Source organism: Amycolatopsis sp. QT-25 (assembly GCF_029369745.1).
Classification (GTDB): Bacteria; Actinomycetota; Actinomycetes; order Mycobacteriales; family Pseudonocardiaceae; genus Amycolatopsis.
Map to the genome: position 1 here is coordinate 7,637,545 of NZ_CP120210.1, position 25,627 is coordinate 7,663,171.

Sequence of the window (25,627 nt, forward strand, 5' to 3'; positions counted from 1 at the left end):
GCGACTAAAGTGCGGGACGTGGAGATCCTGTTTACGACCCTGCTGGTGCTCGCCGGCATCGCGATCACCTGGTTCGCCGTGTACGTCGTTTACCGGCTTTACGCGGACCAGCGCTGACCCATGACGGCTAGTGGCGACGAGGCCATCCAGGCCGCGGAGAAGCGCGCGGAGAACACGCGCGACCGGAACCTTCCGCAGTTAGACGACATGCCCATCCCGGGTGACACCGCGAACCTGCGCGAAGGTGCGAACCTCAACGACGCCTGCCTGGCGCTTCTGCCGCTCGTCGGCGTCTGGCGCGGCGAGGGCGAGGTCGACTACCCGACCATCGACGGCCCGTACCGGTTCGGCATGCAGCTGACCATCGCGCACGACGGCCGCCCGTTCCTCACGCACGAGGCCCGCGCGTGGCTACTCGACGAGGACGGCAAGGTCATCCGTCCGGCGGCACGCGAATCCGGCTTCTGGCGTCCACAGGCCGACGACACGATCGAACTGCTGCTGACCCACAACACCGGTATCATCGAGCTCTTCTACGGCAAACCGCGTGGCAAGGCGTCGGTTCCCGCCTGGGAGCTGGGCACCGACGCGGTCGTCCGCACGTCGACGGCCAAGGACGTCACGGCGTCGCAGCGGCTCTACGGCATCGTGAACGGTGAACTCGGCTACGTCGAGGAGCGCGCCATGATGGGCCAGGAACTCCAGCCGCACACGTCGGCGCTGCTGCGTCGCGTCGTGGGCTGACCTTTCCCGTGCGGTGGCGTGCCTACGGCGAGCACGCCGCCCTGCTGGACTGCGATTCCCCGGCACAGACGATCGCGGCACACGCGACGATTTCGTTCGCGCGCCCGCCTGGGATCGCCGAGCTCGTCCCCGGCGCCCGCAGCCTGCTCGTGGTGGAAATCCCGGGCTCCGGTGCCCTCGCGGCCGCCCGTGACCTGCTGGCGGACGCCGACCTCGCACATCCGCCCGAAGGCGAACCACGGGAGATCACGCTCGACGTCACCTACGACGGCGAGGATCTCGAACTCGTCGCGCGGGACGCCGGAGTGTCCATCGAGGACGTCGTCCGGCTGCACACCGGCGCCGTGTACACCGTGGCCTTCACCGGGTTCGCACCCGGATTCGGCTACCTGAGAGGGCTTCCCGAACCGCTCCGGCAGCCGCGGCTGGCGACTCCGCGCACTCGCGTGCCGCCGGGTTCGGTCGGGATCGCGGGCGAGTTCACCGGCGTGTACCCGCGGGTCTCACCCGGTGGCTGGCGGCTGATCGGCCACACCCGGACCGTCCTGTTCGATCCGCGCGCCGACCCGCCCGCGCTGCTGTCGCCCGGTGACCGGGTGCGGTTCCGGAGCGCCGGATGAGGGCGCTCGAAGTGGTCGGGACCGGCCCGCTCGCGCTGATCCAGGACCTCGGCAGGCCCGGTTACGCGCATCTCGGCGTCCCGCCGTCCGGCGCGCTGGACGTCCCGGCGCTGAAACTGGCCAACCGGCTCGTCGGCAACGCCGAGGACGCCGCGGGCGTCGAGTGCCTGCTCGGTGGACTGCGACTGCGCGCCACGACGTCCTGCACGATCGCGGTGACCGGCCCGGCCGTCACCGTCGAGGTCGACGGCCGCGCCGTCGGCTCGCACGCGCCGGTGTGGCTGGCGGCGGGCCAGGTCGTGGCGATCGGCGCACCCGCCACCGGGTTGCGGTGCTACCTGGCGGCCTCCGGCGGGATCACCGTCGAGGCGGAACTCGGCAGCCGGTCGCGGGACGTCCTTTCGGAGATCGGACCCGCGCCGCTGAAGGCGGGCGACGTCCTCCCTCTCGGCGCGCCTTCTGTGTCCGAAGGCGCCGACGTCGTCTTGCCCGCGGTGGCTCCGGCGGAACTGGTCGTACCGGTCGATCCGGGGCCGCGGGCGCACTGGTTCGAAGATCTGGCGCCCGGACTCGCGAAGACCTGGACGGTGACGGCCGAATCCAACCGCGTCGGACTCCGGCTCGACGGGCCCGCGCTGACCCGCCGGGACGAATACGCGACGCGGGAACTGCCGAGCGAAGGCCTGCTGACCGGCGCCGTTCAGGTGCCGCCGGACGGATTGCCGGTGGTGTTCTTGGCGGATCATCCAACTACCGGTGGTTATCCGGTGGCGGCCGTGGTGAGACGGGCGTCACTCCCGGCCCTCGCGCAGGCCCGACCCGGAACCCTTCTCCGCTTTCACTCGTCCACGAAGATGTGGAACAGGTAACGGTCGACGGTGGCACAGGTGTCATCGACACAACTTCGGTCCCCGTCCAACCCGAACTCCCGCAGTCGCTGCGGATCGCGCTGGCCACCGGTCAGATGCGGCGTCCGCTCGGCGACACGCTTCGCCCGCTTCTCGATCTCTTCGCCGACGGCGAATACCAGGTCACCGGACCCGAACGGCTCGATCAGGACCGCTACCTGACCCCGAGCGCCGACTGGCCGCCCGCCGACGAGTCCCGGGTCGGCTACTACCGGACGGCGATCAAGAGCGGGTACCGGCCGGTCGCGGTCGTACTGGAGACCACCGACGCGGCGGTGATCCTCGACGGGCACCACAAGATCGCGGCCTACCGCGCAGAAGCGATCCTGCCGCACCTGCTGATCATCAGCCCGCTCGGCTGATCGCATACTCGCTCTCGTACGCGGCGGCCAGTTCGGCGTGGATCGCGCTGGAGTCGGTGAGCGCGACGCCGTCGAGCGTGTGCACCCTGGTCAGCTTGCGGACCGACGAGGCGAGGAACAGCCCCTCGCCACCGGTCAGGTCCGAGACCTTGAGCGATTCGACCTCGACCGACCAGCCCGCCCGCTCGGCGCCCCGGAACAGCGCCGCCTGTGTCGTGCCGGGCAGGATGCCGATGGTCGCCGGCGGCGTGTAGAGCGTCCTGTCCTTCGCGAGGACGACCGTCGACGTCGGCCCTTCGAAGACCGAACCGTCGGCGGCGGTGAAAATCACATCGCTCGCCCCGCGGCGGCCCGCCTCCCGCAGCGCGGCCATGTTGACGCCGTACGAAATCGACTTCGCGCCCAGCAGCAGCCACGGCGCGCGCTCGGCGAGTTCGGGTTCGATACCGCGCTCGAGGGTGATCGCCGCGACGCCTTCGACACGGGCCCGCTGGACCTTCTCGTCGATCTCCACACCGAGCGCGAACCCGAACGGCTTCGCTTCCGGATCGCCGTCGATTCCCCTGGTGTACACCAGTTTCAGCGCGATTTCGGCGGGGCCGGACCAATTGTCGATGACGGTCCGCGCGGCGCGCTCCCAGTCCGCGAGGTCCGGCTCCGGCAGGTCGAGCATGGCTGCCGAACGAGCCAGCCGCTCGAGATGCGGGCGGAGCTCACGAGGGCGTCCGTCGACGACGAGGATCGTCTCGAACACGCCGTCACCGCGAAGCAACCCGAGATCGTCTACCCGCAGATGAGCGGCTTCGGGGTCGGCCAGGGTCCCGTCGAGAAAGGCAAGCACGCGCATGGGGACACGGTACTCACTAGCATGGGTTTCATGCCCTACCGCTCCCCTCTGCTCGACCTTCCCGGACCGATCGCGGCTCCCGACGGGCATCCCGAAGAGGGTGTCCCGTGGCATTGGGGAGATCCTTTCGCCGAGCAGCGGACGGCCGCGCGCGGCGCGGTCGTGATCGACCGTTCGCACCGCGAGATCCTGGCCGTGACCGGGGAAGAACGGTTGTCCTGGCTGCATTTGGTGATCTCGCAGCACGTCACCGGCCTCGCCGAGGGCACCGGCACCGAGGCGCTCGTCCTGGACAGCCACGGCCGCGTCGACACCCACATGGTCGTCGCGCACGCGGACGGCACGGTGTGGCTGGACAGCGACCGGGGCGCGACGGCCACCAGCGCGCTGCCGTCCGGCGGCAAGCAGACCCTGCGCGACTACCTCGAAGCGATGAAGTTCTGGTCCAAAGTGGACATCCGCGATGTCTCGGGTGAACTGGCGCTGCTGACCGTCCTCGGTCCCGAAGCGGACCGCGTGCTGGCCTCCGTGGGCGTTTCGGTGAGCTCGGATCCGTACTCGGTCGTGCCGATCCCCGGTGGTTTCGCGCGGCGGATGCCCTGGCCCGGCCGGCACAGCGTCGACCTCGCCGTGCCCCGCGCCGAACTCGCCGACTGGTGGCGCCGCCTGACCGACGCGGGTGCGCGCCCTGCGGGCAGCTGGGCGTTCGACGCGCTGCGGGTCGAATCCCTGCGGCCGCGACTGGGCCTCGACACCGACGATCGCACGATCCCGCACGAAGTGAACTGGGTCGACTCCGCGGCGCACGTGGCGAAGGGCTGTTACCGCGGGCAGGAGACCGTCGCGAAGGTCCACAACGTCGGGCGTCCGCCGAGATACATGGTGCTGCTGCACCTGGACGGTTCGCCGGAGATCACCCCGGAAACCGGCGACCCGGTGCTGCTGGGCGAGCGGACGATCGGCCGCGTCGGCAGCGTGGTGCAGCACCACGAACTGGGTCCGATCGCGCTGGCGCTGGTCAAACGCTCCACGCAGCCGGGCGCGGAACTGCTGGTCGGTGCCGAGGATCGCGTCGTGCAGGCGGCCATCGACCCGGACTCCGTGCCGGGCGAGGCTCCGGCTCCTGGCCGGGAAGCGGCACAGCGACTGCGAGGTTGAGCGGGCTCCGGCTGTCCTGGCGCGTTCCGGTGCGCTTCCTTGCCTACCTTGAAGGTAAGGAAGACGCCCTTCACTACTTTGTGCCTTTGGTGGCATGGTCCGTGAAGGCCTCCTTGAGGGACTCTGGGTCCCTCAAGGAGGCCTTCACGGACTTGGGGCGCGTCACCTGGACCTCACCAATCACAGTGGTCCCACTGGTCACACGACTGCGGGTGAGGGACTCCCTGAACGCTTGAATCTCGCCCATCACTCGCGGCCCAAGTACGTGAAGGCCCCCTTCCTTGCGCTAGACGCAATAAAGGGAGCCTTCATGTACTCCCCGGCCGCACTCGCCCTCACCTATCCACAAGTTGTCCACAACACCATCCACCTGTGGACAACTTCGCCCACCAGCACTTTTCCGCCTCCACCCCCGGTAGACTGGACCAGGGGCCGCCCCCGGGACGGGTGGGGGGCGCGCTCTGGAAGGAACCGAAAGAGCGGCGCCGGCATCGGAGGGGCTCGGGAGGGACGGAGCCGCTTGTGGTATCGCTCCCTGCGGAACATTTTCGCTGGAGCGCGATAAGCTGAGCGCGTGATCGAAGTCCGGCCCGGTGGTCGCCGTCGTATCGACCGCGTGCTCGGCCCTGGGTATCTCAGCGACCTCGGCGAGCTGACCCTTTCCGTGCTGCGCGAGCGCCGTGACGAGGCCGCGCAGGAGGAGACCGACCTGTCGTATCTGCGGCGGCTGCTGCACGCGCGGATCGACATCGTGCGGGCCGAGCAGCGGCGCCGGACTTCGGGTGGTGACGAAAGCAGCGTCGTCGAGCGGCTGGCCGCGATCCTGGCGGACAACGCGATCGGCCCGGCCACGGGTTCGGGCAGGCATCAGCGGCTGGAGCCCTCGCGCGCCGGGGAGCATCGGCGGTTCGCCGAGGCGCTCATCGGGGACACGGATCTTTCCGACGTCAGCACGCTGTCGGACGAGAAGCTGATCAACGCCCTCAACCGGTACGCCGACGAAGAGGTTTCCGTCTCTTCGTACCGTCGCGAGGTGCAAGAGGTGATGGACACGATCAACGCCGAGATCGCGACCCGGTACCGCAAGGGCACGGCCTCGGTCGACGACCTGCTCGACACCGAACGCGGCGGGTCCGAGTGACGAATCCCGTCCTGGTCGAGGTCGTCCGGTCCGATTTCGTGGAGAGCACGCACCGCGGCGCGCTCGTCGTCACCGCACCTGACGGGTCGGTGCGGTTCGCCGCGGGCGACGTCGAGCGGCCGGTCTATCCGCGCTCGTCCAACAAACCCCTGCAGGCCGTCGGGATGCTCCGCGCCGGCCTCACGATCGGCGACGAGGAACTGGCGCTGGGCTGCGGATCGCACAACGGCGAGCCCGGCCACGTCGAAGGCGTCTTGTCGATGCTTTCCCGCGCGGGGCTGACGGAGGACGCGCTGGCCTGCCCGCCCGCGTTCCCACTGCACGAGCCGAGCATGCTGGCCGCGGCCGGGAAACGCCGCGCCGCCATGAACTGCTCCGGCAAACACGCCGCCATGCTCATGACCTGCGTGCAGCTCGGCTGGCCGACCGAGGACTACGCGGCCGCGACCCATCCACTGCAGGAGGTCGTCCGGGCAACGGTCGCCGACCTCACCAGCGAGACGATCGAAACGGTCGGTGTCGACGGCTGCGGCGCCCCGCTGTTCGCGTTCTCCCTCACCGGCCTCGCCCGGTCCTTCGGCAGGCTGGTCACCGCGATGGGCGGGCCGGACCGCCGTGTCGCCGACGCCGTCCGCGCGCATCCGTGGCGAGTCGCCGGCACCGGCCGCGAGGACACCGTGCTGATGCGGAACATCGAGGGCCTGCTCGTGAAGGGCGGCGCCGAGGGCGTGCACGCGTTCGCCCTGCCGGACGGCACGGCGCTGGCGGTGAAGATCGACGACGGTGCCGCTCGCGCCCGGATTCCGCTGCTGCTCGCGACCCTGCGTCACCTCGGCATCGACCCTGGCGACGAAGCCGCGGACCTCGCGCGTGACGCCGTTCTGGGTGGCGGGAAACGGGTCGGTGAGCTGAGGGTCGTCGGCGGCCTCTTCGGCTAGTTCGCGCGTTCCCGCTCGGCCAGGTCGCCCCAAAAGTCCCGCAGGTCGGCGAACAGTTCCGCCAGCTCGTCGACATTGCCGGTGCGAAGCGCGTCGAGGATGTCATGTACTTCTTCGGCGGTGGTGTCGGCCTGGAGGATCGAGTCGGCGAAAAGCTGCACGAGACCGCCGTAGTCGAGTTCGACCGCGGAGCCGGGGTGGAAGCTGTCGAGCCAGCGTCGCGTTTCGAGCAGCACGCGTCCGGGCCCCGAGTCGCCGAAGGTCGCTTCCAGCAGGTCTCCGATTTCGCGGGCGCGATGCCGCGCGTCGGCGATGGACGCCCGCCACGACACTTCGCGCTCGGGGTCGTCGCGCCCCTTTCCCAGTTCGACCCGGCGCATCCCGGGGTCGAACAGCACGAACCACGGGAGCGGGACGGTCCACGTCGTCGAGAGCGTGTGCGAAGCCGAAGCGGACAGGTCGCCGATGGCGGACTTCGCCCGCGAGCGGATCGTGTCCAGTGACGCGCCGGCCGCGTCGAGCACCGCGTTCTGCAGCGCCGGATGCGCGTCGCCGAGGAAGGTCACCAGCGCCGCGGCCGAACGGGCGCGGATCTCCATCGGGCAGATCAGCGGTCCCGGGCCCGCGTCGCCGTGCTCGCCCTCGGGCACGTCTTCGGGATCCAGGACGAGGACGTCGGTGACGAGACTGGGCGCGGGCCTGCCGTCCGCGAGTTCGGCGGGCAGCAACCGTCCGACGTGCTGTGACTTGAGCCACAGTGCCTGCTCGCGCTCGCCCGCGGCCGAACGATCGAGCCGAGCCGCTTCGACGGCTTCGAGCAGGCGTTCGTCCGGTGAATCCCCCAGCGCGAGCAGGGGCTCATAGACGCGGAGATAAGCCGCGAACGGACGGGGCACACGAGCATCGTGGCACGCCGACCTGCGACTATCGCCACCGACCGGCCGGTAACCGGCGTTCCGTGAACACTGTCGCCACCGGCACACCGTGCCACGTCGCATCCAACCCCCCGGACACGGTACGGTGTCAGCAGGAAATAATTGTCGAGACGATGCGGGGCCGCCGATTCCCCCGGCCGCCCCGCCCCTGTGCGAGGGGGTCGAGCCATGGGGCGCGGCCGGGCTAAGGCCAAGCAGACGAAGGTGGCGCGTGAGCTCAAGTACAGCTCGCACGAAACCGACTTCGATGCTTTGCAGCGCGAGCTGTCCAGTAGTTCCTCGGAAGACAGGCACGAGGACGACAAGCGGTATGACGACGACCCGTACGACGGGTACGACGAATACCGCCGCTGAGCAACGCGTGACACGCGAGGGTGGATCCGGGCTTGCCCCGGTGATCACCCTCGCGTGTCGCGTGCTGCCCAAAAACGAGGAGGTGCCATGTCCGACGTAGAACGAGTAGGCGTCATCGGAGCCGGTCTCATGGGCTCCGGAATCGCCGAGGTGCACGCGCGGGCCGGTCTGGACGTGATCGTCACCGAGGTGAACCAGCCGGCGCTGGACTCCGGGCGAGCGCGGATCGAGAAGTCGCTGCTCCGCGGCGTCAAGAACGGGAAGCTCTCGCAGGAAGACGCCGACGCGGCGTTCGGACGGCTCCGCTTCACCACCGAGATCGGTGAGTTCGCCGATCGGGACCTCGTCATCGAGGCCATCCTGGAACAGGAGCAGGCCAAGGTCGAGGTGTTCCGGTCGCTGGACAAGATCGTCGAGCGCGAGGACGCGGTGTTCGCGTCCAACACCTCGTCGATCCCGATCATGAAACTCGGGATGGCCACCGGCCGCCCGCAGCAGGTGATCGGCATCCACTTCTTCAACCCGGTTCCGGTGCTGCCGCTCGTCGAGCTGGTGCCCTCGCTGCTGACCGGCGACGACACCGCCCGCCGCGCGGAGGAGCACGCGACCACGGCGTTGCACAAGACGGTGATCCGGTCGCAGGACCGCGCCGGGTTCATCGTGAACTCGCTGCTCGTGCCGTATCTGCTTTCGGCGATCCGGATGATCGAGTCGGGTTTCGCGTCGGCGGAGGACATCGACCGCGGCATGGAGCTGGGCACCGCGCACCCGATGGGCCCGCTGCGGCTTTCGGACCTGATCGGCCTGGACACCATCAAGGCGATCGCGGACTCGATGTACGCCGAGTTCAAGGAGCCGCTGTACTCTTCGCCGCCGCTGTTGCTGCGCATGGTCGACGCCGGCCTGCTCGGCAAGAAGACCGGCCGCGGGTTCTACAGCTACTCTTGACCGCCCACTCCCCTTCGCAATTGGTCACCTAATTTGCGCGGGCGAGACGGGCGAGCACCGCAAGCAGGTGACTGATTGCGGGGTCCTAGACTCGGGGTCGTGGGACAGGGACAGTTGCGCGTGGGTTTGGTCGGTGCCGGTCCGTGGGCGAGGACGGTGCACGCGCCGGGCCTCGCCGATCACCCCGGAGTCACGTTGCGCGCGGTCTGGGCCAGGCGTCCTGAAGCCGCGAAGGAGCTGGCCGAGGCACATGGCGCGCAGGCCGCCGTCAGTTTCGAGGAGCTGCTCGACCAGGTGGACGCGGTCGCGTTCGCGGTGCCGCCCGCCGTTCAGGCGGAGCTGGCGGTCAAGGCGGCCGAGGCGGGCAAACACCTGATCCTGGAGAAGCCGATCGCCGCGGATCTCGACGGTGCGCGGCGGCTCGCGGACGCGGTGGAGGCCGCCGGGGTGGCCGCGCTCGTGGTCCTGATCCTGCGTTTCTCGCCGATGACCCGCGAGTGGCTCGACGGCATCAAGGAGGCGGGCGGCTGGCGGGGCGGTGGCGCGCGGTGGCTTTCGGGCGCGCTGCTCGGCGGTCAGTATCAGTCGTCGGCGTGGCGGCACGACTCCGGCGCGCTCGCCGACATCGGTCCCCACGCTTTCGACCTGCTGGACGCGGCGCTCGGCGAGGTCACCGACGTGCTCGCCGCGCACCGGACCGAGGACGACCTGTGGCAAGTGCTGTTGGCCCACGAGGGTGGGGCGACCAGTACGGCGACCCTGTCGCTGCGGTTGCCGATCCAGCCGACGGTCGTCGAAGTGGTCGTTTACGGCGAGCACGGTTATCGCGCTTTGGGCCGCAAGCCGGGCGCGGCGGGCGAGGCGTACACCGCGCTCCTGGACGATTTCGCCGCCATGGCCGCGAGTGGGACGACGTCGCACCCGTGTGACGTGCGTCGCGGTCTGCATCTGCAGAAACTGCTCGAACACGCGCGGCAGCTCGCCGGACACGGCAAGTAGTACACAGGTCACCCACAAGGCTTTACCTTGTGCGATAACGGCTTCCTCCGGTTTCGGGCAAATCATCCACAGGTTGTCCACAGGGCTCCTTCGTGAACGTTCCAGCACGGAAAGGTCACCTGGAGCGGTATTCGGCATCGCGCGTCCGCAGCCACGACAAGGGGTTGACCGTCGTGCGAGAGTGATCGTGAGAGCCCTACGTATGGAGAAAGAGGGATGCCTCATGCCTGACGCCTTCGATGGCGTCGGCACGAGCTAGCCGGCGCACCCGCCAGCTCCACCGCGCACGCGAGTCCTCCCGTGCGTCTCTTTCTTCTGCCCGAAAGGCCTTCCTCCAGTGCTTTCCGAGACGATTCGTGCTTTGCAGTCCTACATTCGCCTCACCGCGGCGAAGTTCCGGGAGACCGAGCGGATCGGGCCGTTCCTGGCCACGTACTACCGCGAGGCCGACAGCCCCTTCCTCAACTACGCGATCCCCGATGACGGTGCCGTCCCCACCGTGGCCGACGTCGCCGCACTCACCGAGGCGTTCCGCGAACGCGGGCTCGTGCCGCGCCTGGAGTTCCTCACCGAAGCGGTTCCGGCCGCCGAGGCCGTGCTCGTCGAGTGCGGGTACACGCTCGAGCGGCGGGTCCCGCTGATGATCTGCACTCCGGGGCAGGTCGTCGAACAGCCGAGACCGGCCGGGATCGGCCTGGTCACCCCGAAGACCGAAGGCGAACTCCGGCAGATGATCCGGGCGCAGAACGTGGCCTTCGGGGAGACCGACCCCGATCAGCACCTCGACCCGTCGCCGGACCAGCTGAGCGGCGAGACCCTCTCGGTGATGGCCGTCGCCGAGACCGGCGAGGTCGTCGGTGGCGGGGTCGCGACCGCGATCCTCGACGGCGCGACGGAGGTGGCCGGAATCGGGGTGCTCGAGGAGTACCGGAGCCGCGGGATCGCCGCGGCGATGACGGAGTACCTGACGCGGGAAGCCCACGCGCGCGGCGGCCGGTCGGTGTTCCTGACGCCGGGCGCCGGGCAGGCGGAACGCGTCTACGGCCGGGTCGGCTTCGAGACCGCGGCCGAGTGCGTGCACCTGTCAGTCGTCTGAGTAGCCGCCGCGGCGTGACTTCTTGACCTCGCCGCGACGTTTCTTCGAGGCCAGGCGGCGTTCCTTCGAACCTCGTGACGGTTTGGTGGGACGCCGCTTGGCGGCCGGGGGCGCCGCCGCGTCCAGCAGCAGCATCACCAGCCGGGCACGTGCGGCTTCCCGGTTCATCAGCTGCGAGCGGTGTTCGGACGCGGCGATCGTGACGACCCCGTCGACCAGCCGCGACGAAAGCCGGTCCAGCATCCGGGCCCGGAGATGTTCCGGGACCGACGCCGAACCGGCCACGTCGAAGGACAGTTCGACCCGCGAATCGGTGGTGTTCACGCCCTGCCCACCCGGACCCGAAGACCGGGAGAACCGTTCACTCAATTCGGCACCCGGGATCACGAACCGGGTACCGACCACCACGTCCTCAGCCACGGGTCCAGTGTTCCACCGGGACCAAGGGAATATTCAGAAGCGCGGGTGGTCACCGGAGAGCACGGCGCGCGGGCCGTCCGGGTCCTCCGCGGGCTGCACGTCGCCGAGGATCCACGCCGGCACGTGCCGCGCGGTCAGCATCGCCAGCGCCCGGTCGACGTCGTCGGCGCCGACGATCGCGACCATGCCGACGCCCATGTTGAACGTCTTCTCCAGCTCGGCGCGTTCGACCTTGCCGCGATGGCCGATCAGCGCGAACACCGGCGCCGGGGTCCAGGTGCCGCGTTCGAGCCGGGCGACCAGGCCGCGCGGCATGACCCGGGCGAGGTTCTGCTCCAGGCCGCCGCCGGTGACGTGGGCGAACGTGCGGACGTCGGCTTCGGCCGCCAGCGCGAGGCAGTCCTTCGCGTAGATCCTGGTCGGCTCCAGCATCTCCTCGCCCAGTGAGCGGCCGAACTCCTCGACGTGCCCGTCGAGCGGCATGCGCGCGATGTCCAGCAGCACGTGCCGGGCGAGCGAGTAACCGTTGGAGTGCAGGCCGGACGAGCCGAGCGCGAGGACGACGTCACCGGGGCGGACCCGCTCCGGGCCGAGCACCTTCGACGCTTCGACGACGCCGATGCCGGTGCCCGAGAGGTCGTAGTCGTGCTCGCCCATCAGGCCGGGGTGCTCCGCGGTCTCGCCGCCGAGCAGCGCGCAGCCCGCCTGGACACAGCCTTCGGCGATGCCGCCGACCAGTGCCGCGATCTTCTCCGGCACGACCTTGCCGACGGCGATGTAGTCCTGCATGAACAGCGGCTCGGCGCCGGTGACGACCAGGTCGTCGACGACCATCGCGACCAGGTCGATGCCGACGGTGTCGTGTTTGTCGAGCGCCTGCGCGACGGCGATCTTGGTGCCGACCCCGTCGGTCGACGAGGCCAGCACCGGCTCTTTCCACTTGTCCAGCTTCAGGGAGAACAGCCCGGCGAAACCGCCGACCCCGCCCATCACCTCGGGCCTCGTGGCCCTCGCGGCGTGCGGTTTGAGCAGCTCGACGGCTTTGTCACCGGCGTCGATGCTGACGCCGGCGGCGGCGTACGTGGCGCTCGTGGACTCGCTCACGGAAGCGGACTCCAACTCTGGAAGAGAGGGCTAGGGACGCCGGATGGCGTCCTCAGCACCGTACCCGGCGGGGCTGACGGGCTTCGCCGCGCCATTGACCGAGTCCATGCTCTCCAGCAGGTGCTTTCCGATCAGCGCGTCTTCGGGGAGCGCGATCGGGTACTCGCCGGAGAAGCACGCGGTGCACAACCGCGACTTCGGCTGCTCCGAAGCCGCGACCAGCCCGTCCAGGGAGATGTAGCCCAGGGTGTCCGCGCCGATGGAGCGGCGGATGCCGTCGAGATCGACGCCGTTGGCCACCAGTTCGGCACGCGAGGCGAAGTCGATCCCGTAGAAACACGGCCAGCGGACGGGCGGCGACGCGATCCGGACGTGCACCTCGAGCGCGCCCGCCTCCCGCAGCATGCGGACCAGCGCGCGCTGGGTGTTGCCGCGGACGATGGAGTCGTCGACCACGACGAGCCGCTTGCCGCGGATGACGTCGCGCAGCGGGTTCAGCTTCAAGCGGATGCCGAGCTGGCGGATGGTCTGCGACGGCTGGATGAAGGTGCGGCCGACGTAGGCGTTCTTCACCAGACCGGTGCCGTAGGGAATGCCGGAGCCCTGGGCGTAGCCGATCGCGGCCGGGGTGCCGGATTCGGGTACCGGCATCACCAAATCGGCGTCGGCCGGATGCTCGGCGGCGAGTTTGCGGCCGATTTCGACGCGGGTGGCGTGCACGCTGCGGCCGGCGATCGAGGTGTCGGGGCGCGCGAGGTAGACGTACTCGAAGACACAGCCCTTGGGCTCGGGCGTCGCGAACCGCGAGGAGCGCAGGCCTTCGGCGTCGATGGCGATCAGCTCACCGGGCTCGACCTCGCGGACGAACGACGCGCCGCAGATGTCCAGCGCGGCCGTCTCGCTCGCGACCACCCAGCCGCGTTCGAGCCTGCCCAGCACCAGCGGGCGCACGCCGTGCGCGTCGCGGGCGGCGTACAGGGTGGACTCGTCGGCGAAGACCAGGCAGAAAGCGCCCTTGAGGGTGGGCAGCAAGTCCATCGCGGCGGCTTCGATGCCCTTGTCGGCGGCATTGGCCGCGAGCAGCCCGCACACCAGGTCGGAGTCGCTGGACGAGCCGGTCAGGCCCGCGTGCGGTTTGAGCCCGGCTTCCACCGTGCGATCCCGCAGTTCCGCGGTGTTGACCAGGTTTCCGTTGTGCGCGAAGGACAGGCCACTGCCGGTGGCGGTGGTGCGGAAGATCGGCTGCGCGTTCTCCCAGATGGTCGCGCCGGTGGTCGAGTAGCGGCAGTGGCCGACGGCGATATGTCCTTGCAGCGACTGCAGGACCTGTTCGTCGAACACCTGGCTGACCAGGCCGAGATCCTTGAAGACGACGATCTGCGAACCGTCGGAGACCGAGATGCCGGCCGCCTCCTGGCCGCGGTGCTGAAGTGCGTAGAGCCCGTAGTAGGTCAGCTTCGCGACCTCTTCTCCGGGCGCCCAGACACCGAAGACGCCGCATTCCTCGCGGGGTTCCGGATCGGGCTGGTCGGTCACGGGCTGTCCGGCGAGGGACGGGTCGGAAACCACCGAGGTGCTCCCAGGGAGAAGAGGGCAGGCCACCACCAGTGTAAACGGTGGGCCAGAGATCAACGCGGCGCGAGACGTGGCACTGGACACGCTTCGAGCGATGACCGTGAGTGACGAGCGGGTGTCAAGGCCCGGCACTCACGACCCCCGACCAGCCGACCGCTCCCCCTCGACAGAGGCGATCGACTGTGCTTAGGAGTCGAAGGGCGAAGCGGTATGTCCACCACCTGGACCGAAATTCAGCCTGCGGCGAGCCATTTGGAAGTACCGCCGCGGCCGGGAACCCAGCAGCCCTTGGCCGCGGTCTCCGGGAGGAACAGTGAGCCGGGGGTCCGCTCGTCCGGGAGCGCGAGTAGTGCCGTCAGCACCGTCGCCGCGTCGCCGGCGGACCGCCACAGCCAGACCTCGGGCTCGAGGATGTCCTCCTCGGTACCGGGCATGCGGGTCGCGACGACGTCGTCCTCGGCGTTGAGCCGGACCACGTCGACCACGTTGTCGTGAACTCGCACGCCGACCACGGCCAAGACCTCGCCGTTCGCGTCGCACGGGTGCACGAACTGGTACCCGCGGTGGATCAGTTCCTGCAGACCGCTTTCGATGTCGGTGATTTCCGCGGTGATGGTGTCACCTGAGAACGTCATCGAATTCGCCGTCCTTGGCACCCGCGAGGAACGCGGCCATCTCGGCCTGGGTGTAGATCAGGGCAGGCCCGGCCGGGAAGCGCGAATTGCGCATCGCGATCTCGCCGGACGCGAGCGGTGCCACCTCGACGCAGTTGCCGATCGCGTTGCTGTAGCTGGCTTTGCGCCATTGGGCACCGGTAAGACGATCGGCCGGGATGCCGTTGTCGAACTGTTCAGCCATTGTCCCCACCTTCCCCGACAGAAGACTTGGGCGATGCATCTGCATGTGCATTTGCCTGTGATCTCGAAGTTAGCACGTGTGACTGCAGCGGTAAATGCACGTGCAGAAGTTTTTGCAGAATTCGCATGCAGTGAGGAGTCGGGGCCCTGGCCGTCCCACTGAAGAGTGACGAGCGCAGGTGCCGGCGGGTGAACAACTACCGCTGGTGGCCGAACTTTCGGCTACGGGCAAGGAAATCCGGCCGTCTCCGCGACGGCTGGAGAACACCACGACGATGAATGGCCTAGATTTCGGCGCGGCGCTTCATCAGCATCTGGCGGCTGCGGTCCGGGGTCTCCGCGTCGACCGCGAGCATGTCCAGCGCCCGGCTGTACCGCTCGATCTCCTCGCGCTTGTCGATGTAGTGCGCGCCGGTCAGGTACTCGGTGTAGGCGATGTTCGGCAATTCCTCTTCGGCGAACCTGAGCAGCGAGAACGCGCTGTCGGCGGAGTAGCCGCTTCGGTCGTACGGGAGGACCTGTACCGAGATGTTCGGCTGCTGGATCATCTCCAGCAGATGGTCGATCTGCGCCTTCAGCACCTCACGGTCGCCGATCGGCCGGTAGAGCACCGACTCGTCGAGCACCAGCCACAACCGCGGCGCGTCCGGCCGGGAGAGCATCTTCTGCCGCCGCATCCGCAGCGCGACCCGGCGGTCGATCTGCTCGTTGACCATGTCCTTGCGGCCGTGGCTCATGATCGCTCGCGCGTAGTCCTCGGTCTGCAGCAGACCCGTGACGTACAGCGGCTCCCACACCTGGATGCGGGCCGCGGCTTCTTCGAGCCCGACGAGGTCGTTGAACCAGCTCGGCATCAGGTCGCCGTAGCGGCGCCACCAACCCGGCTCGTTCGACTCCTTGACCATGTCGAGGAACTGCTGCCGCTCACCGGGGTCGGTCATCCCGTACATGGTCAGCAGATCGGCGACGTCGCGTTCCTTGAAGCCGACGCGGCCGAGCTCGAGCCGGCTGATCTTCGACTCGGAACCGCGGATGCTGTAGCCGGCCTCCTGGCGCGTGATGCCCGCGTCCTCGCGCATCCGGCGAAGCTGAGAGCCGAGGATCATCCGCCGCGCGGTGGGACCCAGGGACTGCTCACCGCCGGGCGGGGTGACCGCGTTCATCGACCGGGGACCTTTCGTAAGACGACACTCACCGGGGATCAAGCCGATTACTGAAAGTACACGTTTGGACCTCGACACGACAGGGATGGCTCGGTTTACCGGTCGCGTACCTGGTCCTACTCTACGTAGAGCCCGAGACTTCCGACACAGTTTTGTGAGGTTCAAGATGCCCGACGCCCCCACCCGGACGGAACGAGTGCCCGTGGGTGTCGACCCGACCCGCGCCAGCATCGCCCGGGTGTACGACGCCTTCCTGCTCGGCAAGGACAACTACGAGATCGACCGGGAGGTACTGCGCAAGGTCCAGCAGGCGGCCCCCGAGGCGCAGGACCTGGCGACCGAGAACCGCGGCTTCCTGATCCGCGCGTGCCGCTTCCTCGCCAGCCAGACGGGCATCACCCAGTTCCTCGACCTCGGCTCCGGCCTCCCGACTGCGGAGAACACCCACCAGGTCGTGCAGCGGATCAACCCGGAGATCAAGGTCGTCTACGTCGACAACGACCCCGTCGTCCTCGCCCACGGGCGCGCGCTGCTCGAGGAGAACGAGAACACGCGCTTCGTCTCGGACGACATCTTCGAGCCGGCGCGGATCCTCGAGAACCCGGACATCCGGCGGCACATCGACTTCACGCAGCCGATCGCGTTGCTGCAGCTCGGGACCCTGCACCACTACAACGGGCCGCACGATCAGCCCGCCAAGATCATGAAGCAGTACATCGACGCGCTGCCGCCGGGTTCGTACGTGGCGATCTCGCACTTCTCCGATCCGCAGGACGACCTGTCCGAGGTCGCCCGCAAGATGGAGGACTTCTTCCTCCACAGCCCGATGGGCTCGGGCACCTTCCGCACCAAGGCCGAGATCGAAGAGCTGTTCCACGACCTCGAGATGATCGAGCCGGGTGTCCGGCTGTGCGCCGACTGGTGGCCGGACGGCCCGCGGATCAAGGAGCTGAACACCGCTCAGCGGACGATCTCGGGCGGTATCGGCCGTAAGGTTTGAGACCGCCCCCGTTGGCTGCTTCGACCGGTCCGTTCCTGGCGAATTTCGCCAGGAACGGACCGGTTCTCGCGGCCGGGAGCGGGTTCAGAGGCGGACCAGCGGCAGCCAGCGCGCCAGATCGGCCCTGCTCCCGGAGGCGGTGACCCGCCCCGCCGCGACGGCGTCGGCCCAGCCGAGCAGCCCGGTCGCCAGCTCCAGCCACGTGCGCGGATCCGTTTCGACGACGTTGGGCGGCGTCCCGCGGGTATGGCGCAATCCTTCGACACACTGCACGGCCGCGAACGGCGGCACCCGCACCTCGACACTCTTCCCCGGAGCGTCCCCGGCCAGCGTCCGCAGGCTCAGCCGTACCGCCGCGGCCAGCTCCGGACGAGCCGGTTCCGGACCGGATCCGCTCAACCAGGGGGAAATCACCGTGAGCGCGGCTCGTAACTCAGCGGGGTCGACCGAACGCGAAGAGGCCATGCGAGAACAGTAGAGTGAGCGCGGACAAACCTTCAGGCACCCGGAACGTGGGGATGGCGATGGCGCAGCGGGACGAGGCGGATCGGTTGGCGTCGAGCCCGGCGGGCAAGCGGAAACAGGCCAAGCCGAAGATCACCGAAGAGATGCGCGCCAACGCCAAGGCCAATCCGAACAGCTGGCTCTACGTCATCGACGAGGCTTTCGATCCCGACGGCCCCGTGCCGTCCTGGGCGGTCGTCGGCGCGTATCCGGTGAACGGGGCGGGCGAGATCGTCGAGGACTTCCACCCCAACGACCGCTATCGACCCTCGCCCACGGCGCTCGGCTTCCCGGAGCCGCGCAACGAACTCGAACAGCTGCTCCAGCTCGTGCGGGCGAACCACCGCCCGGCCGCCGATCTGCCGCGGGTCGTCCTCGACTCGACGCTGTTCGTCTACGCCCTTTCCCCGGTGCAGCGCACGGTGATCGGCTTCCACAACACCGACGGCAAGGTGCTCGTGCCGGCCTACACGGCGAAAGCGCTGGTCCCGCGCGAATGGCCGCACGCCCGCGGGGTACTGGGCCGTGACATCGTCCCGCTGCTCGCCGGGCACCCCGTGACGATCAATCCGCACGAGCGGCTCACCGCGATCATCCCCTCGGAGCACCTCGTCAAAGCCCTTTCGGACGAGCGTCGTTGAGGTCTCGTTAGCCCACTCGGCCCAATTTAATCGCCGAAAAAGCTACTCTTTCGGGTGATGTTCGAGTCGCTGATTTCCTTTCCGCAGGGGATCGTGGCGACGTGAAGAGTCGCAGAGTGTGTTCGAAAAGCTGGGGGGCCGCCCTCGCGGCGGGGGCTCTCCTGCTCGCGCAGACCCCCGCCGTCGCACGGGAAAGCGGGCCCAGATACGACGGGGCGGAGGAGCACTACGCCGGTTCGCAGATCGCGCTGCACGAAGGCGTCACCGTGTCGGTCGGACCGCTGTACGGCGGCGAAACGCAGACGCTCGGCCACGACGTCAGTGGTCATCAGGGGGAAGTCGACTGGCCTGGCGCCGCCAAGACCGGCGCGAAGTTCGTCTACGTGAAGGCGACCGAAGGCACCGGCTTCGTCAATCCGCGGTTTTCCCAGCAGTACGACGGTTCCCACGGTGTCGGCCTGATCCGCGGCGCGTACCACTTCGGCCGCCCCGACATCTCGGACGGCGCCGCACAGGCGCACTACTTCGTCGACCACGGCGGTGGCTGGTCGGGCGACGGCAAGACGCTGCCGGGCGCGCTCGACGTCGAGTACAACCCCTACGGTGAAACCTGTTACGGCAAGACACCCGCACAGATGGTCGCGTGGATGGCGTCGTTCGCGGAGACCTATCTGTGGCGGACCGGGCGGCATCCGGCGATCTACACGTCGACGAGCTGGTGGAAGCTCTGCACCGGTAACAGCACCGCGTTCTGGCAGAACCCGTTGTGGCTCGCGCGCTACCACACGGAGATCGGCGAGTTGCCCGCGAGCTGGAAACACCAGACCGTCTGGCAGTTCTCGAACAAGGGCAGCCTGCCCGGCGACCAGAACTGGTTCAACGGCACGATCGACCACGTACGCGCGCTGGCCATCGGCTGAGCGTCCACCCGAGTGGCGTTACAAGATCACACAACCCGACCTAATTGGAAATGAAAATCACCCACGCGTAGTACCAATTTCACGGAAGTTAGTGACAAACCCGGCACTCGTCGTCAACAATCGTGCCCGGACCGCTACCACCTGCAAGGTCGCCGTCCTCAGCGAGGGTTATCCGTGAAGGGACTGTCGTAATGCGCACTTCCCGAAGAATCGCCATCGCCGCCTGCTCCGCGCTGCTCCTGCTCGGCAGCACGGTCCAGGCGTCGGCCGCCCCGTCCCCCGAGATCACGTCGATCGAACAGGATCTCCAGCGGAACGACCACACGATCGGATCGCAGATCCGGCGCGTGGAAGGTGACACCTCCACCCCCGAGTCGAAGGCCAAGGCCGCACGACCCCAGCCCGAGGCCGGGGTGCTCGCCACCGTCGCGGGCATGGACGTGGCCAGCTACCAGAAGAACGTCGACTGGGCCTACTGGTGGGGTCAGGGCAAACGCTTCGTGTGGACGAAGGCCACCGAAGGCACGAGTTACAAGAACCCGTACTTCGCCCAGCAGTACAACGGTTCCTACAGTCAGGGCTTCATCCGCGGCGCGTACCACTTCGCCCTGCCGAACGTCTCGGGCGGCGCGGCGCAGGCGGACTTCTTCATCAACAACGGTGGCGGCTGGTCCCAGGACGGCAAGACCCTGCCGGGTGCGCTGGACATGGAGTACAACCCGTACGGCGCCACCTGCTACGGCTTGAGCCAGGCTTCGATGGGGGCATGGATCCGCGCGTTCCACGACCGGTACAAGGCACGCACCGGCCGCTGGCCCGTCATCTACACCTCGACGAGCTGGTGGAGCACCTGCGTCGGCACCTCACAGAACTTCGGCGGCACCGTCCCGCTGTGGATCGCGCGGTACGCGTCCACCGTGGGCTCGCTGCCCTACGGCTGGAGCTTCTACACCGTGTGGCAGTACACCTCCAGTCCCCTCGACCAGAACACCTTCAACGGCGCCTACGACCGTTTGCAGGCGCTGGCCAACGGCTGAGCTGCGCATTTCGTGAATAAGCGGCTCCCGCTTCGGCCGGGAGCCGCTTTTTCCCGCCGCTTCCACCCGCACGGTACCTTCCGAGCAGAAACCCCCTGGCATGGGCGGATCCGGAACCAGCGCTGACCGCCGGTCGTCTGATCTCCAGCCTCAGGCCCAGTACGGAAGGCGAGACCGATGACCTACCCACCCCAGCCAGGCCAGCCCTACGGCCAGGACCCCCAGGGACACCAACCGCAGCCGGGTGGCTGGGACCAGACCCAGCAATACGGTCAGCCTCAGCAGTACGGTCAGCCTCAAGGCTGGGACCAGACGCAGCAGTACCAGCAGCAATACCAGCAGCAGCCCCAGCAGGGCTGGGATCAGACCCAGCAGTACCAGCAGCAGGGCTGGGACCCGAACAACCAGGGCTACCCGCAGGGTCACGGCGGCCCGCCGCCGCGGAAGAGCAAGACCGGGCTGATCATCGGGATCGTGATCGGTGTGGTCGTGCTGATCGCCTTCGGTGTCACCGGTTTCGTCGCGCCGGGCTTCCTGTTGAGCAAGGACGACGGGAACAACACCGCCGCTCCGCCCGCGTCGTCGTCCGAGCCCGCGCCGACCTCGGCGCCGAAGAGCAGCCCGAAGTCGAGCACGACCAGGCCCCCGCGGAGCTCGGAGAACGGTGGTGGTGCCGGCGATCCTCAGGGTGTCCGGGTCATCACGGACTTCCTCGCCAAGATCTCCGGCGGAGACAAGACCGGCGCGGTCGCCCTGGCCTGTGAGAACCGGCGGGCGAACATGGGCAGCATGATCGACCTCTTCCTGCCGGCGGGCTCCACGGCCGAGATCAAGAGGACCCAAGGCACCACCAGCATCGTCATGGCCGAGATCACCGGAACGGTCGAGGGTGCCGACGCCAAGGGAACCGTGATCGCGCAGAGCCAATCGGGCAGCGCCTACTGCGTCTCTTCCCTGTTGGTCTCCAAGGTCCGATGAGGCGGTTGCTCCGCTCCCCGCTGCTCTGGACGTTCGTCGTCTCGCTCGTCCTGCTGCTCGCGGTCGGCGGGTGGTTGCTGACGGATCCGGCGACCAGCCGCAGCGAGGCGCTGAAGACCGGCGGCATCGCCGGAGGCGCCATCGTCGCGCTGTATGCGTTGTGGCTCAACGACAGGCGGCGCCGCGTCGAGGAGCGGCGACAGGAAATCGAGCGACAGCGGCAAGAACTGGAACTGCGGCGGGCCGATCAGGACCGCGACCGGATCGCGGACGAACGGTTCGCGAAGGCCGTCGAACTGCTCGGGCACGACGCCGACCAGGTGCGGGTCGGGGCCCTGCACGCACTGGCGGGACTGGCCCGCGGCAGGGAGATCTACACGCAGACCGTGCTCGACATCCTGTGCTCGTACCTACGGCGGCCGTTCGACCATCCGCAATACGACGAAGAGGAGGCGAAACGCCCCTCGAACAAGCAGCCCCCGTCTGGCAAAGCTGAGCAGGATCAAGAGCTCCAGGTACGGCAAACCGCCCAGCGGCTCATCGGGGAACTGCTCCCGGCCGCGGATTCCGAAGGCACTCCCGGATACGACCTCGACCTGACCGGCGCGGTGCTGGAGTACTTCGACCTGTCGGAGCGGAAGATCGGCAAGCTGCTGCTCCGCTACGGTGGTCTGTACAGCAGCACCAATCTGTCCGGTTGCGTGTTCCTCGGGCCGGTGTACCTGACCGGCGCGGGAACGGCCGCGAAAAAGCTGATCGGCTTCTTCCGGTGCAACTACGCCAAATTCGAACAGCGGGCGTGGTTCAGCGGGGTCCACTTCTCCGAGGACGCCGAGTTCCGCGGCACCGTGTTCGCGGGCGAGACCTCCTTCAAGGACAGCGTCTTCGCGAAGGACGCCGTCTTCGCCGGCTCCCGATTCACGGGAACGCTGGATCTGCGCCGCGCCCGGTTCCACGGCTTCGCGGATCTGAATTTCGGCGAGCCGCCCGGCACGGTTTCGCTGTACGACACGACGGTGGAACCCGCGCGGGACCACGAACTCCCGGACGGCTGGTTCGTCGAGCCCCTGCCGGACGGCCGAGCCCGGCTCACGGAGAAGGACCGATGAAGCGCCTGTTCAAGTCACCGCTGCTGTGGACGTTGCTGTCCTCGGTCGTGGTGCTCGTCGGAGTCACCGCCTGGCTGCTCACGGATCGCGCGACCAGTCGCGGCGACGCGCTCAAGACCGGCGCCCTCGCCGGCGGGGCGATCGCCGCGCTCTACGGGCTCTGGCTCAACGACCGGCGAAGGCGGACCGAAGAGGACCGGCACGAGATCGAGCGCAGCCGGATCTCCGACGAGCGCTTCGCCAAGTCGATCGAACTGCTGGGCCACGAGGCCGATCAGGTCCGCGTCGGGGCGATGCATTCGCTCGCCGGGCTGGCCAGGACACGGCCGGAGTACCGGCAGACGGTGCTCGACGTGCTGTGCGCCTATCTGCGGCGGCCGTTCGAGCATCCGAGTTTCGCGATCGCGGCGGGCAAGAAAGACGACTGGAGCGACGAAGACCAGGCGGCCGCGGAACGGGAACGGCTGGTCCGGCGCGCGGCCGAACGGCTGATCCGCGACATCCTCCCCCACGCCGGGAGCACCGGGCCGACGTTTTCGCTCAACCTCAGCGACGCGCGGCTCGACAAGCTGGGCCTGCTCGGCAGGCGGGTCGGCTGGTTCGGCGCGGATCGTTGCGAGGTGCTGACCTACCTCGACCTCACCGACGCTCAGCTGTCCGGGAAGTTCCTGCTCGAGAACGCGACGATCCACGGCGGGTTCGAACTCACGCGGGCGAGCTTCGAACGCAGGGTGTCGCTGAACGACCTCGTCGTCAAGGCACCTGTCGACTTCAGCGTGGCCACCTTCGCGGAGCCGCCTTCGCTGGAGGGCGCGAAGTTCCCCGCCGGCTCGACCTTGCCGTCGCCCGGGCAGCCGACGGCGAGTGCGGACCGTTCCCCGAGTACGTGAAGGCCCCCCTCCTTGCGCTGGGCGCAAGGGGGGGCCTTCACGTACTTCCGGCGGGCGAACGCGCGCCCAGACCTCTCAGTCGAAAAGGGCGGGAAGCGTGCGCTCCCAGGGCTCCCGCAGCTCGTCCAGGGTGAACTCCGTGATGTCCTGGAGTTCGAGCGAGCCCGACTCCGGGTCCACCACACCGGTCTTGCGCCACGGCAGGCCGCGCGCGGTCAGCATTTCGGTGAACCGCAGTTCCTCGGTGCGCGGCACGGCGACCAGCACCCGGCCCGCGGACTCGGAGAACAGCTGCACGAACGGGTCCTGCTCCGCGTCGAGGAAGACACGGGCGCCGCACTGTCCGATGAGGACGGTCTCGACGAGCGTCTGGATCAGGCCGCCGTCGGAGATGTCGTGCGCGGCGGAGATCATGCCGTCGCGCGAACCGGCGATGAGGATGTCGGCGAGCAGTTTCTCGCGCGCCAGATCCACGCGAGGCGGGCGGCCGCCGAGGTGGCCGTGCAGTTCGCGCGCCCAGGCGGAACCGTCCAGCTCGTCGTGCGTTTCGCCGAGCAGCAGCAGGGCTTCCCCGGCCTCGGCGCCGATTCCGGTGGGGATGCGGCGGGTGACGTCGTCGAGCACGCCGAGCACGCCGACCACCGGGGTCGGCAGGATGGCCACGTCACCGGTCTGGTTGAAGAAGCTGACGTTGCCGCCGGTGACCGGGATGCCGAGTTCGACACAGCCGTCGGCGAGACCGTGCACGGCCCGCTCGAACTGCCACATCACGCCCGGGTCGGTCGGCGCGCCGAAGTTCAGGCAATCCGACACCGCGACCGGCTTCGCGCCGCTGGTGGCGACGTTGCGGTACGCCTCGGCCAGCGCGAGCTTGGCGCCCTCGTACGGGTCGAGGTAGACGAACTTGCTGTTGCAGTCGGTCGACACGGCGACCCCGCGGCCGGTCGACTCGTCGATCCGGATGACGCCGGAGTCCGACGGCTGCGCGGACACGGTGTTGCCGCGCACGTAGCGGTCGTACTGGGAGGTCACCCATTCTTTCGACGCTTGGTTCGGCGACGAAATCAGCTTGAGGATGTCGGCGCGCAGTTCGTCCGAAGTGGACGGACGCGGCAGCTTGGCCGAGGTGTCGGCCTGCAGTGCGTCCTGGGTGGACGGACGCTGGATCGGGCGGTCGTACACCGGGCCCTGGTGCGCCACGGTGTGTGCCGGGACGTCGACGACGACCTCGTCGTTCCAGGTGATGACCAGGTGTTCGCCGTCGGTGACCTCGCCGATGTCGGTGGCGATGACGTCCCACTTCTCGCAGACCTTCATGAACGCCTCGACGTTCTCCGGCGAGACGACCGCGCACATGCGCTCCTGCGACTCGCTGGAGAGCACCTCCGCCGGGGTCATCCCGGTGGCACGCAACGGAACCCGGTCGAGGTGGATGTGCATGCCGCCGTCACCGGCGGCCGCCAGCTCCGACGTCGCGCAGGAGAGCCCGGCGCCGCCGAGGTCCTGGATGCCGACGACGAGCTTCTGGGCGAACAGTTCGAGACAGCACTCGATGAGCACCTTCTCGGTGAAGGGGTCACCGACCTGCACGCTCGGGAGCTTCTTGCGGCCGCCTGAGCTTTCGTCACCCGAGAAGGTGTCGCTGGCCAGGACGGACACGCCGCCGATGCCGTCGAGGCCGGTGCGCGCGCCGAACAGGATGATCTTGTTGCCCTTGCCCGAGGCGAACGCCAGGTGCAGGTCCTCGACCCGCATCGCGCCGACGCACAGGGCGTTGACCAGCGGGTTGCCCGCGTAGCTCTGGTCGAACACCAGCTCGCCGCCGATGTTCGGCAGGCCGAGGCAGTTGCCGTAGCCGCCGACACCGGCGACCACACCGGGCAGCACCCGGCGGGTGTCGGGGGCGTCCGCCGGGCCGAAGCGCAGCGCGTCCGCCACCGCGAGCGGGCGCGCGCCCATCGCCATGATGTCGCGCACGATGCCGCCGACGCCGGTCGCGGCGCCCTGGTACGGCTCGACGTAGGACGGGTGGTTGTGGCTCTCGACCTTGAAGGTGACCGCCCAGCCCTCGCCGATGTCGACGACGCCCGCGTTCTCGCCGATGCCGGCGAGCATCTTCTCCTTCATTTCGGGAGTGGCGGTCTCACCGAAGTAGCGCAGGTGCTTTTTCGAGGACTTGTACGAGCAGTGCTCGCTCCACATCACCGAGTACATCGCCAGTTCGGCGTCGGTCGGACGGCGGCCGAGGATTTCCCGGATCCGGGTGTACTCGTCGTCGGCGAGGCCGAGTTCGACGTACGGCTGGGTCTGTTCCGGGGTCGCCTCGGCGCGTGCGGTGGTGTCGACGTCGGTGCTGGTCACGGTGTCCACATCAGGGTT

The 25,627-nt window shown here is 68.6% G+C and carries 28 protein-coding genes; 18 read left to right on the forward strand and 10 right to left on the reverse strand.

Going from position 1 to position 25,627, the window contains the following annotated elements; all coding sequences use genetic code 11:
• The first annotated feature begins 120 nt into the window (after positions 1–120).
• The 4 genes from P3102_RS35965 to P3102_RS35980 are packed head-to-tail and all read left to right on the forward strand — an operon-like array spanning position 121 to position 2,634.
• On the forward strand, positions 121–744 hold the full coding sequence (locus tag P3102_RS35965; RefSeq protein WP_276365106.1) for an FABP family protein: 624 nt from the start codon (positions 121–123) through the stop codon (positions 742–744).
• Positions 745–752: 8 nt separating this feature from the next.
• The gene (gene pxpB / locus P3102_RS35970; RefSeq protein WP_276365107.1) at positions 753–1,364 is read left to right on the forward strand and encodes a 5-oxoprolinase subunit PxpB; all 612 of its coding nucleotides are present in this window, start codon (positions 753–755) and stop codon (positions 1,362–1,364) included.
• The gene (locus P3102_RS35975; protein ID WP_276365108.1) at positions 1,361–2,233 is read left to right on the forward strand and encodes a biotin-dependent carboxyltransferase family protein; all 873 of its coding nucleotides are present in this window, start codon (positions 1,361–1,363) and stop codon (positions 2,231–2,233) included. Before pxpB ends, P3102_RS35975 begins: the two co-directional genes overlap by 4 nt.
• Complete coding sequence (locus tag P3102_RS35980) at positions 2,221–2,634, forward strand: hypothetical protein (protein WP_276365109.1); 414 nt, start codon at positions 2,221–2,223, stop codon at positions 2,632–2,634. The genes P3102_RS35975 and P3102_RS35980 overlap by 13 nt, the downstream gene beginning before the upstream one ends.
• Here the strand turns inward: P3102_RS35980 and P3102_RS35985 are convergent.
• Positions 2,618–3,481: an aminodeoxychorismate lyase gene (locus P3102_RS35985; protein WP_276365110.1), complete on the reverse strand. Its 864-nt coding sequence runs from the start codon at positions 3,479–3,481 to the stop codon at positions 2,618–2,620. The two genes, P3102_RS35980 and P3102_RS35985, sit on opposite strands and share 17 nt — an antisense overlap.
• Before the next feature lie 30 nt (positions 3,482–3,511).
• On the opposite strand from P3102_RS35985, the gene P3102_RS35990 reads away from it, so the two are divergent.
• The 3 genes from P3102_RS35990 to P3102_RS36000 all read left to right on the forward strand — a co-directional run bounded on the left by P3102_RS35990 (position 3,512) and on the right by P3102_RS36000 (position 6,718).
• Complete coding sequence (locus tag P3102_RS35990) at positions 3,512–4,639, forward strand: folate-binding protein (protein ID WP_276365111.1); 1,128 nt, start codon at positions 3,512–3,514, stop codon at positions 4,637–4,639.
• A 574-nt stretch (positions 4,640–5,213) separates the two neighbouring features.
• On the forward strand, positions 5,214–5,780 hold the full coding sequence (locus tag P3102_RS35995; protein ID WP_276365112.1) for an aerial mycelium formation protein: 567 nt from the start codon (positions 5,214–5,216) through the stop codon (positions 5,778–5,780).
• Positions 5,777–6,718, forward strand: coding sequence for an asparaginase (locus tag P3102_RS36000; protein ID WP_276365113.1), 942 nt, complete (start codon positions 5,777–5,779; stop codon positions 6,716–6,718). The genes P3102_RS35995 and P3102_RS36000 overlap by 4 nt, the downstream gene beginning before the upstream one ends.
• Here the strand turns inward: P3102_RS36000 and P3102_RS36005 are convergent.
• Entirely contained in the window at positions 6,715–7,614 is a 900-nt protein-coding gene (locus tag P3102_RS36005) for a hypothetical protein (protein WP_276365114.1), read from the reverse strand. The genes P3102_RS36000 and P3102_RS36005 overlap by 4 nt on opposite strands.
• Positions 7,615–7,821: 207 nt before the next feature.
• Here P3102_RS36005 and P3102_RS36010 point away from each other — a divergent pair, with 207 nt between their 5' ends.
• From P3102_RS36010 to P3102_RS36025, 4 genes are all read left to right on the forward strand, one after another.
• Positions 7,822–8,007 (forward strand): DUF3073 domain-containing protein, encoded by a 186-nt coding sequence (locus P3102_RS36010; RefSeq protein ID WP_007032561.1) that lies wholly within the window; start codon positions 7,822–7,824, stop codon positions 8,005–8,007.
• 87 nt (positions 8,008–8,094) lie between these two features.
• Positions 8,095–8,955, forward strand: coding sequence for a 3-hydroxybutyryl-CoA dehydrogenase (locus P3102_RS36015; protein WP_276365115.1), 861 nt, complete (start codon positions 8,095–8,097; stop codon positions 8,953–8,955).
• A gap of 99 nt (positions 8,956–9,054) precedes the next feature.
• A complete protein-coding gene (locus P3102_RS36020) occupies positions 9,055–9,954 on the forward strand; it encodes a Gfo/Idh/MocA family oxidoreductase (RefSeq protein WP_276365116.1) in 900 nt (299 codons plus the stop codon).
• Positions 9,955–10,291: 337 nt separating this feature from the next.
• Positions 10,292–11,050 carry a GNAT family N-acetyltransferase gene (locus tag P3102_RS36025; protein WP_276365117.1) on the forward strand — a complete coding sequence of 253 codons (759 nt, stop codon included), beginning with the start codon at positions 10,292–10,294 and terminating at the stop codon, positions 11,048–11,050.
• Here the strand turns inward: P3102_RS36025 and arfB are convergent.
• The 6 genes from arfB to P3102_RS36055 form a co-directional block, all read right to left on the reverse strand.
• Positions 11,039–11,470 (reverse strand): alternative ribosome rescue aminoacyl-tRNA hydrolase ArfB, encoded by a 432-nt coding sequence (arfB, locus tag P3102_RS36030; protein WP_276365118.1) that lies wholly within the window; start codon positions 11,468–11,470, stop codon positions 11,039–11,041. The two genes, P3102_RS36025 and arfB, sit on opposite strands and share 12 nt — an antisense overlap.
• 33 nt (positions 11,471–11,503) lie before the next feature.
• On the reverse strand, positions 11,504–12,574 hold the full coding sequence (purM, locus tag P3102_RS36035) for a phosphoribosylformylglycinamidine cyclo-ligase (protein ID WP_276365119.1): 1,071 nt from the start codon (positions 12,572–12,574) through the stop codon (positions 11,504–11,506).
• 30 nt (positions 12,575–12,604) lie between these two features.
• On the reverse strand, positions 12,605–14,143 hold the full coding sequence (gene purF, locus P3102_RS36040; protein ID WP_276365120.1) for an amidophosphoribosyltransferase: 1,539 nt from the start codon (positions 14,141–14,143) through the stop codon (positions 12,605–12,607).
• Between the two features lie 239 nt (positions 14,144–14,382).
• A complete protein-coding gene (locus P3102_RS36045) occupies positions 14,383–14,784 on the reverse strand; it encodes a hypothetical protein (protein ID WP_276365121.1) in 402 nt (133 codons plus the stop codon).
• Positions 14,768–15,007: a DUF397 domain-containing protein gene (locus P3102_RS36050; RefSeq protein ID WP_276365122.1), complete on the reverse strand. Its 240-nt coding sequence runs from the start codon at positions 15,005–15,007 to the stop codon at positions 14,768–14,770. Before P3102_RS36050 ends, P3102_RS36045 begins: the two co-directional genes overlap by 17 nt.
• A gap of 283 nt (positions 15,008–15,290) precedes the next feature.
• Complete coding sequence (locus P3102_RS36055) at positions 15,291–16,169, reverse strand: helix-turn-helix transcriptional regulator (RefSeq protein WP_276365123.1); 879 nt, start codon at positions 16,167–16,169, stop codon at positions 15,291–15,293.
• Between the two features lie 202 nt (positions 16,170–16,371).
• On the opposite strand from P3102_RS36055, the gene P3102_RS36060 reads away from it, so the two are divergent.
• Positions 16,372–17,169: an SAM-dependent methyltransferase gene (locus P3102_RS36060; protein WP_276371502.1), complete on the forward strand. Its 798-nt coding sequence runs from the start codon at positions 16,372–16,374 to the stop codon at positions 17,167–17,169.
• An 84-nt stretch (positions 17,170–17,253) separates the two neighbouring features.
• Here the strand turns inward: P3102_RS36060 and P3102_RS36065 are convergent, their stop codons facing one another.
• On the reverse strand, positions 17,254–17,634 hold the full coding sequence (locus tag P3102_RS36065; protein ID WP_276365125.1) for a sterol carrier family protein: 381 nt from the start codon (positions 17,632–17,634) through the stop codon (positions 17,254–17,256).
• Positions 17,635–17,687: 53 nt separating this feature from the next.
• Between P3102_RS36065 and P3102_RS36070 the strand changes: the two genes are divergently transcribed.
• The 6 genes from P3102_RS36070 (at position 17,688) to P3102_RS36095 (ending at position 23,248) form a co-directional block, all read left to right on the forward strand.
• Positions 17,688–18,314 carry a type VII secretion system-associated protein gene (locus tag P3102_RS36070; protein ID WP_276365126.1) on the forward strand — a complete coding sequence of 209 codons (627 nt, stop codon included), beginning with the start codon at positions 17,688–17,690 and terminating at the stop codon, positions 18,312–18,314.
• Between the two features lie 116 nt (positions 18,315–18,430).
• Positions 18,431–19,234 (forward strand): lysozyme, encoded by an 804-nt coding sequence (locus P3102_RS36075; protein ID WP_276371504.1) that lies wholly within the window; start codon positions 18,431–18,433, stop codon positions 19,232–19,234.
• 191 nt (positions 19,235–19,425) lie between these two features.
• Positions 19,426–20,271: a lysozyme gene (locus tag P3102_RS36080; RefSeq protein ID WP_276365127.1), complete on the forward strand. Its 846-nt coding sequence runs from the start codon at positions 19,426–19,428 to the stop codon at positions 20,269–20,271.
• 177 nt (positions 20,272–20,448) lie between these two features.
• A complete protein-coding gene (locus P3102_RS36085; protein WP_276365128.1) occupies positions 20,449–21,249 on the forward strand; it encodes a Twin-arginine translocation protein TatA in 801 nt (266 codons plus the stop codon).
• Complete coding sequence (locus P3102_RS36090; protein ID WP_276365129.1) at positions 21,246–22,358, forward strand: pentapeptide repeat-containing protein; 1,113 nt, start codon at positions 21,246–21,248, stop codon at positions 22,356–22,358. The genes P3102_RS36085 and P3102_RS36090 overlap by 4 nt, the downstream gene beginning before the upstream one ends.
• Positions 22,355–23,248 carry a hypothetical protein gene (locus P3102_RS36095; protein WP_276365130.1) on the forward strand — a complete coding sequence of 298 codons (894 nt, stop codon included), beginning with the start codon at positions 22,355–22,357 and terminating at the stop codon, positions 23,246–23,248. The genes P3102_RS36090 and P3102_RS36095 overlap by 4 nt, the downstream gene beginning before the upstream one ends.
• 75 nt (positions 23,249–23,323) lie before the next feature.
• On the opposite strand, the gene purL is transcribed toward P3102_RS36095, so the two are convergent.
• A complete protein-coding gene (gene purL, locus P3102_RS36100; RefSeq protein WP_276371506.1) occupies positions 23,324–25,609 on the reverse strand; it encodes a phosphoribosylformylglycinamidine synthase subunit PurL in 2,286 nt (761 codons plus the stop codon).
• Between the last annotated feature and the right edge of the window lie 18 nt (positions 25,610–25,627).

Excerpts from the sequence above, each read along its gene's own strand:
- P3102_RS36045 (WP_276365121.1), bottom strand. The coding sequence starts at position 14,784 with ATGACGTTCTCAGGTGACACCATCACCGCGGAAATCACCGACATCGAA.
- P3102_RS35975 (WP_276365108.1), top strand. The coding sequence starts at position 1,361 with ATGAGGGCGCTCGAAGTGGTCGGGACCGGCCCGCTCGCGCTGATCCAG.
- P3102_RS36090 (WP_276365129.1), top strand. The coding sequence starts at position 21,246 with ATGAGGCGGTTGCTCCGCTCCCCGCTGCTCTGGACGTTCGTCGTCTCG.
- P3102_RS36080 (WP_276365127.1), top strand. The coding sequence starts at position 19,426 with ATGCGCACTTCCCGAAGAATCGCCATCGCCGCCTGCTCCGCGCTGCTC.
- P3102_RS36010 (WP_007032561.1), top strand. The coding sequence starts at position 7,822 with ATGGGGCGCGGCCGGGCTAAGGCCAAGCAGACGAAGGTGGCGCGTGAG.
- P3102_RS35965 (WP_276365106.1), top strand. The coding sequence starts at position 121 with ATGACGGCTAGTGGCGACGAGGCCATCCAGGCCGCGGAGAAGCGCGCG.
- P3102_RS36050 (WP_276365122.1), bottom strand. The coding sequence starts at position 15,007 with ATGGCTGAACAGTTCGACAACGGCATCCCGGCCGATCGTCTTACCGGT.
- P3102_RS35990 (WP_276365111.1), top strand. The coding sequence starts at position 3,512 with ATGCCCTACCGCTCCCCTCTGCTCGACCTTCCCGGACCGATCGCGGCT.
- P3102_RS36095 (WP_276365130.1), top strand. The coding sequence starts at position 22,355 with ATGAAGCGCCTGTTCAAGTCACCGCTGCTGTGGACGTTGCTGTCCTCG.
- P3102_RS36085 (WP_276365128.1), top strand. The coding sequence starts at position 20,449 with ATGACCTACCCACCCCAGCCAGGCCAGCCCTACGGCCAGGACCCCCAG.
- P3102_RS35985 (WP_276365110.1), bottom strand. The coding sequence starts at position 3,481 with ATGCGCGTGCTTGCCTTTCTCGACGGGACCCTGGCCGACCCCGAAGCC.
- P3102_RS36070 (WP_276365126.1), top strand. The coding sequence starts at position 17,688 with ATGGCGATGGCGCAGCGGGACGAGGCGGATCGGTTGGCGTCGAGCCCG.
- P3102_RS36055 (WP_276365123.1), bottom strand. The coding sequence starts at position 16,169 with ATGAACGCGGTCACCCCGCCCGGCGGTGAGCAGTCCCTGGGTCCCACC.
- P3102_RS36015 (WP_276365115.1), top strand. The coding sequence starts at position 8,095 with ATGTCCGACGTAGAACGAGTAGGCGTCATCGGAGCCGGTCTCATGGGC.
- P3102_RS36065 (WP_276365125.1), bottom strand. The coding sequence starts at position 17,634 with ATGGCCTCTTCGCGTTCGGTCGACCCCGCTGAGTTACGAGCCGCGCTC.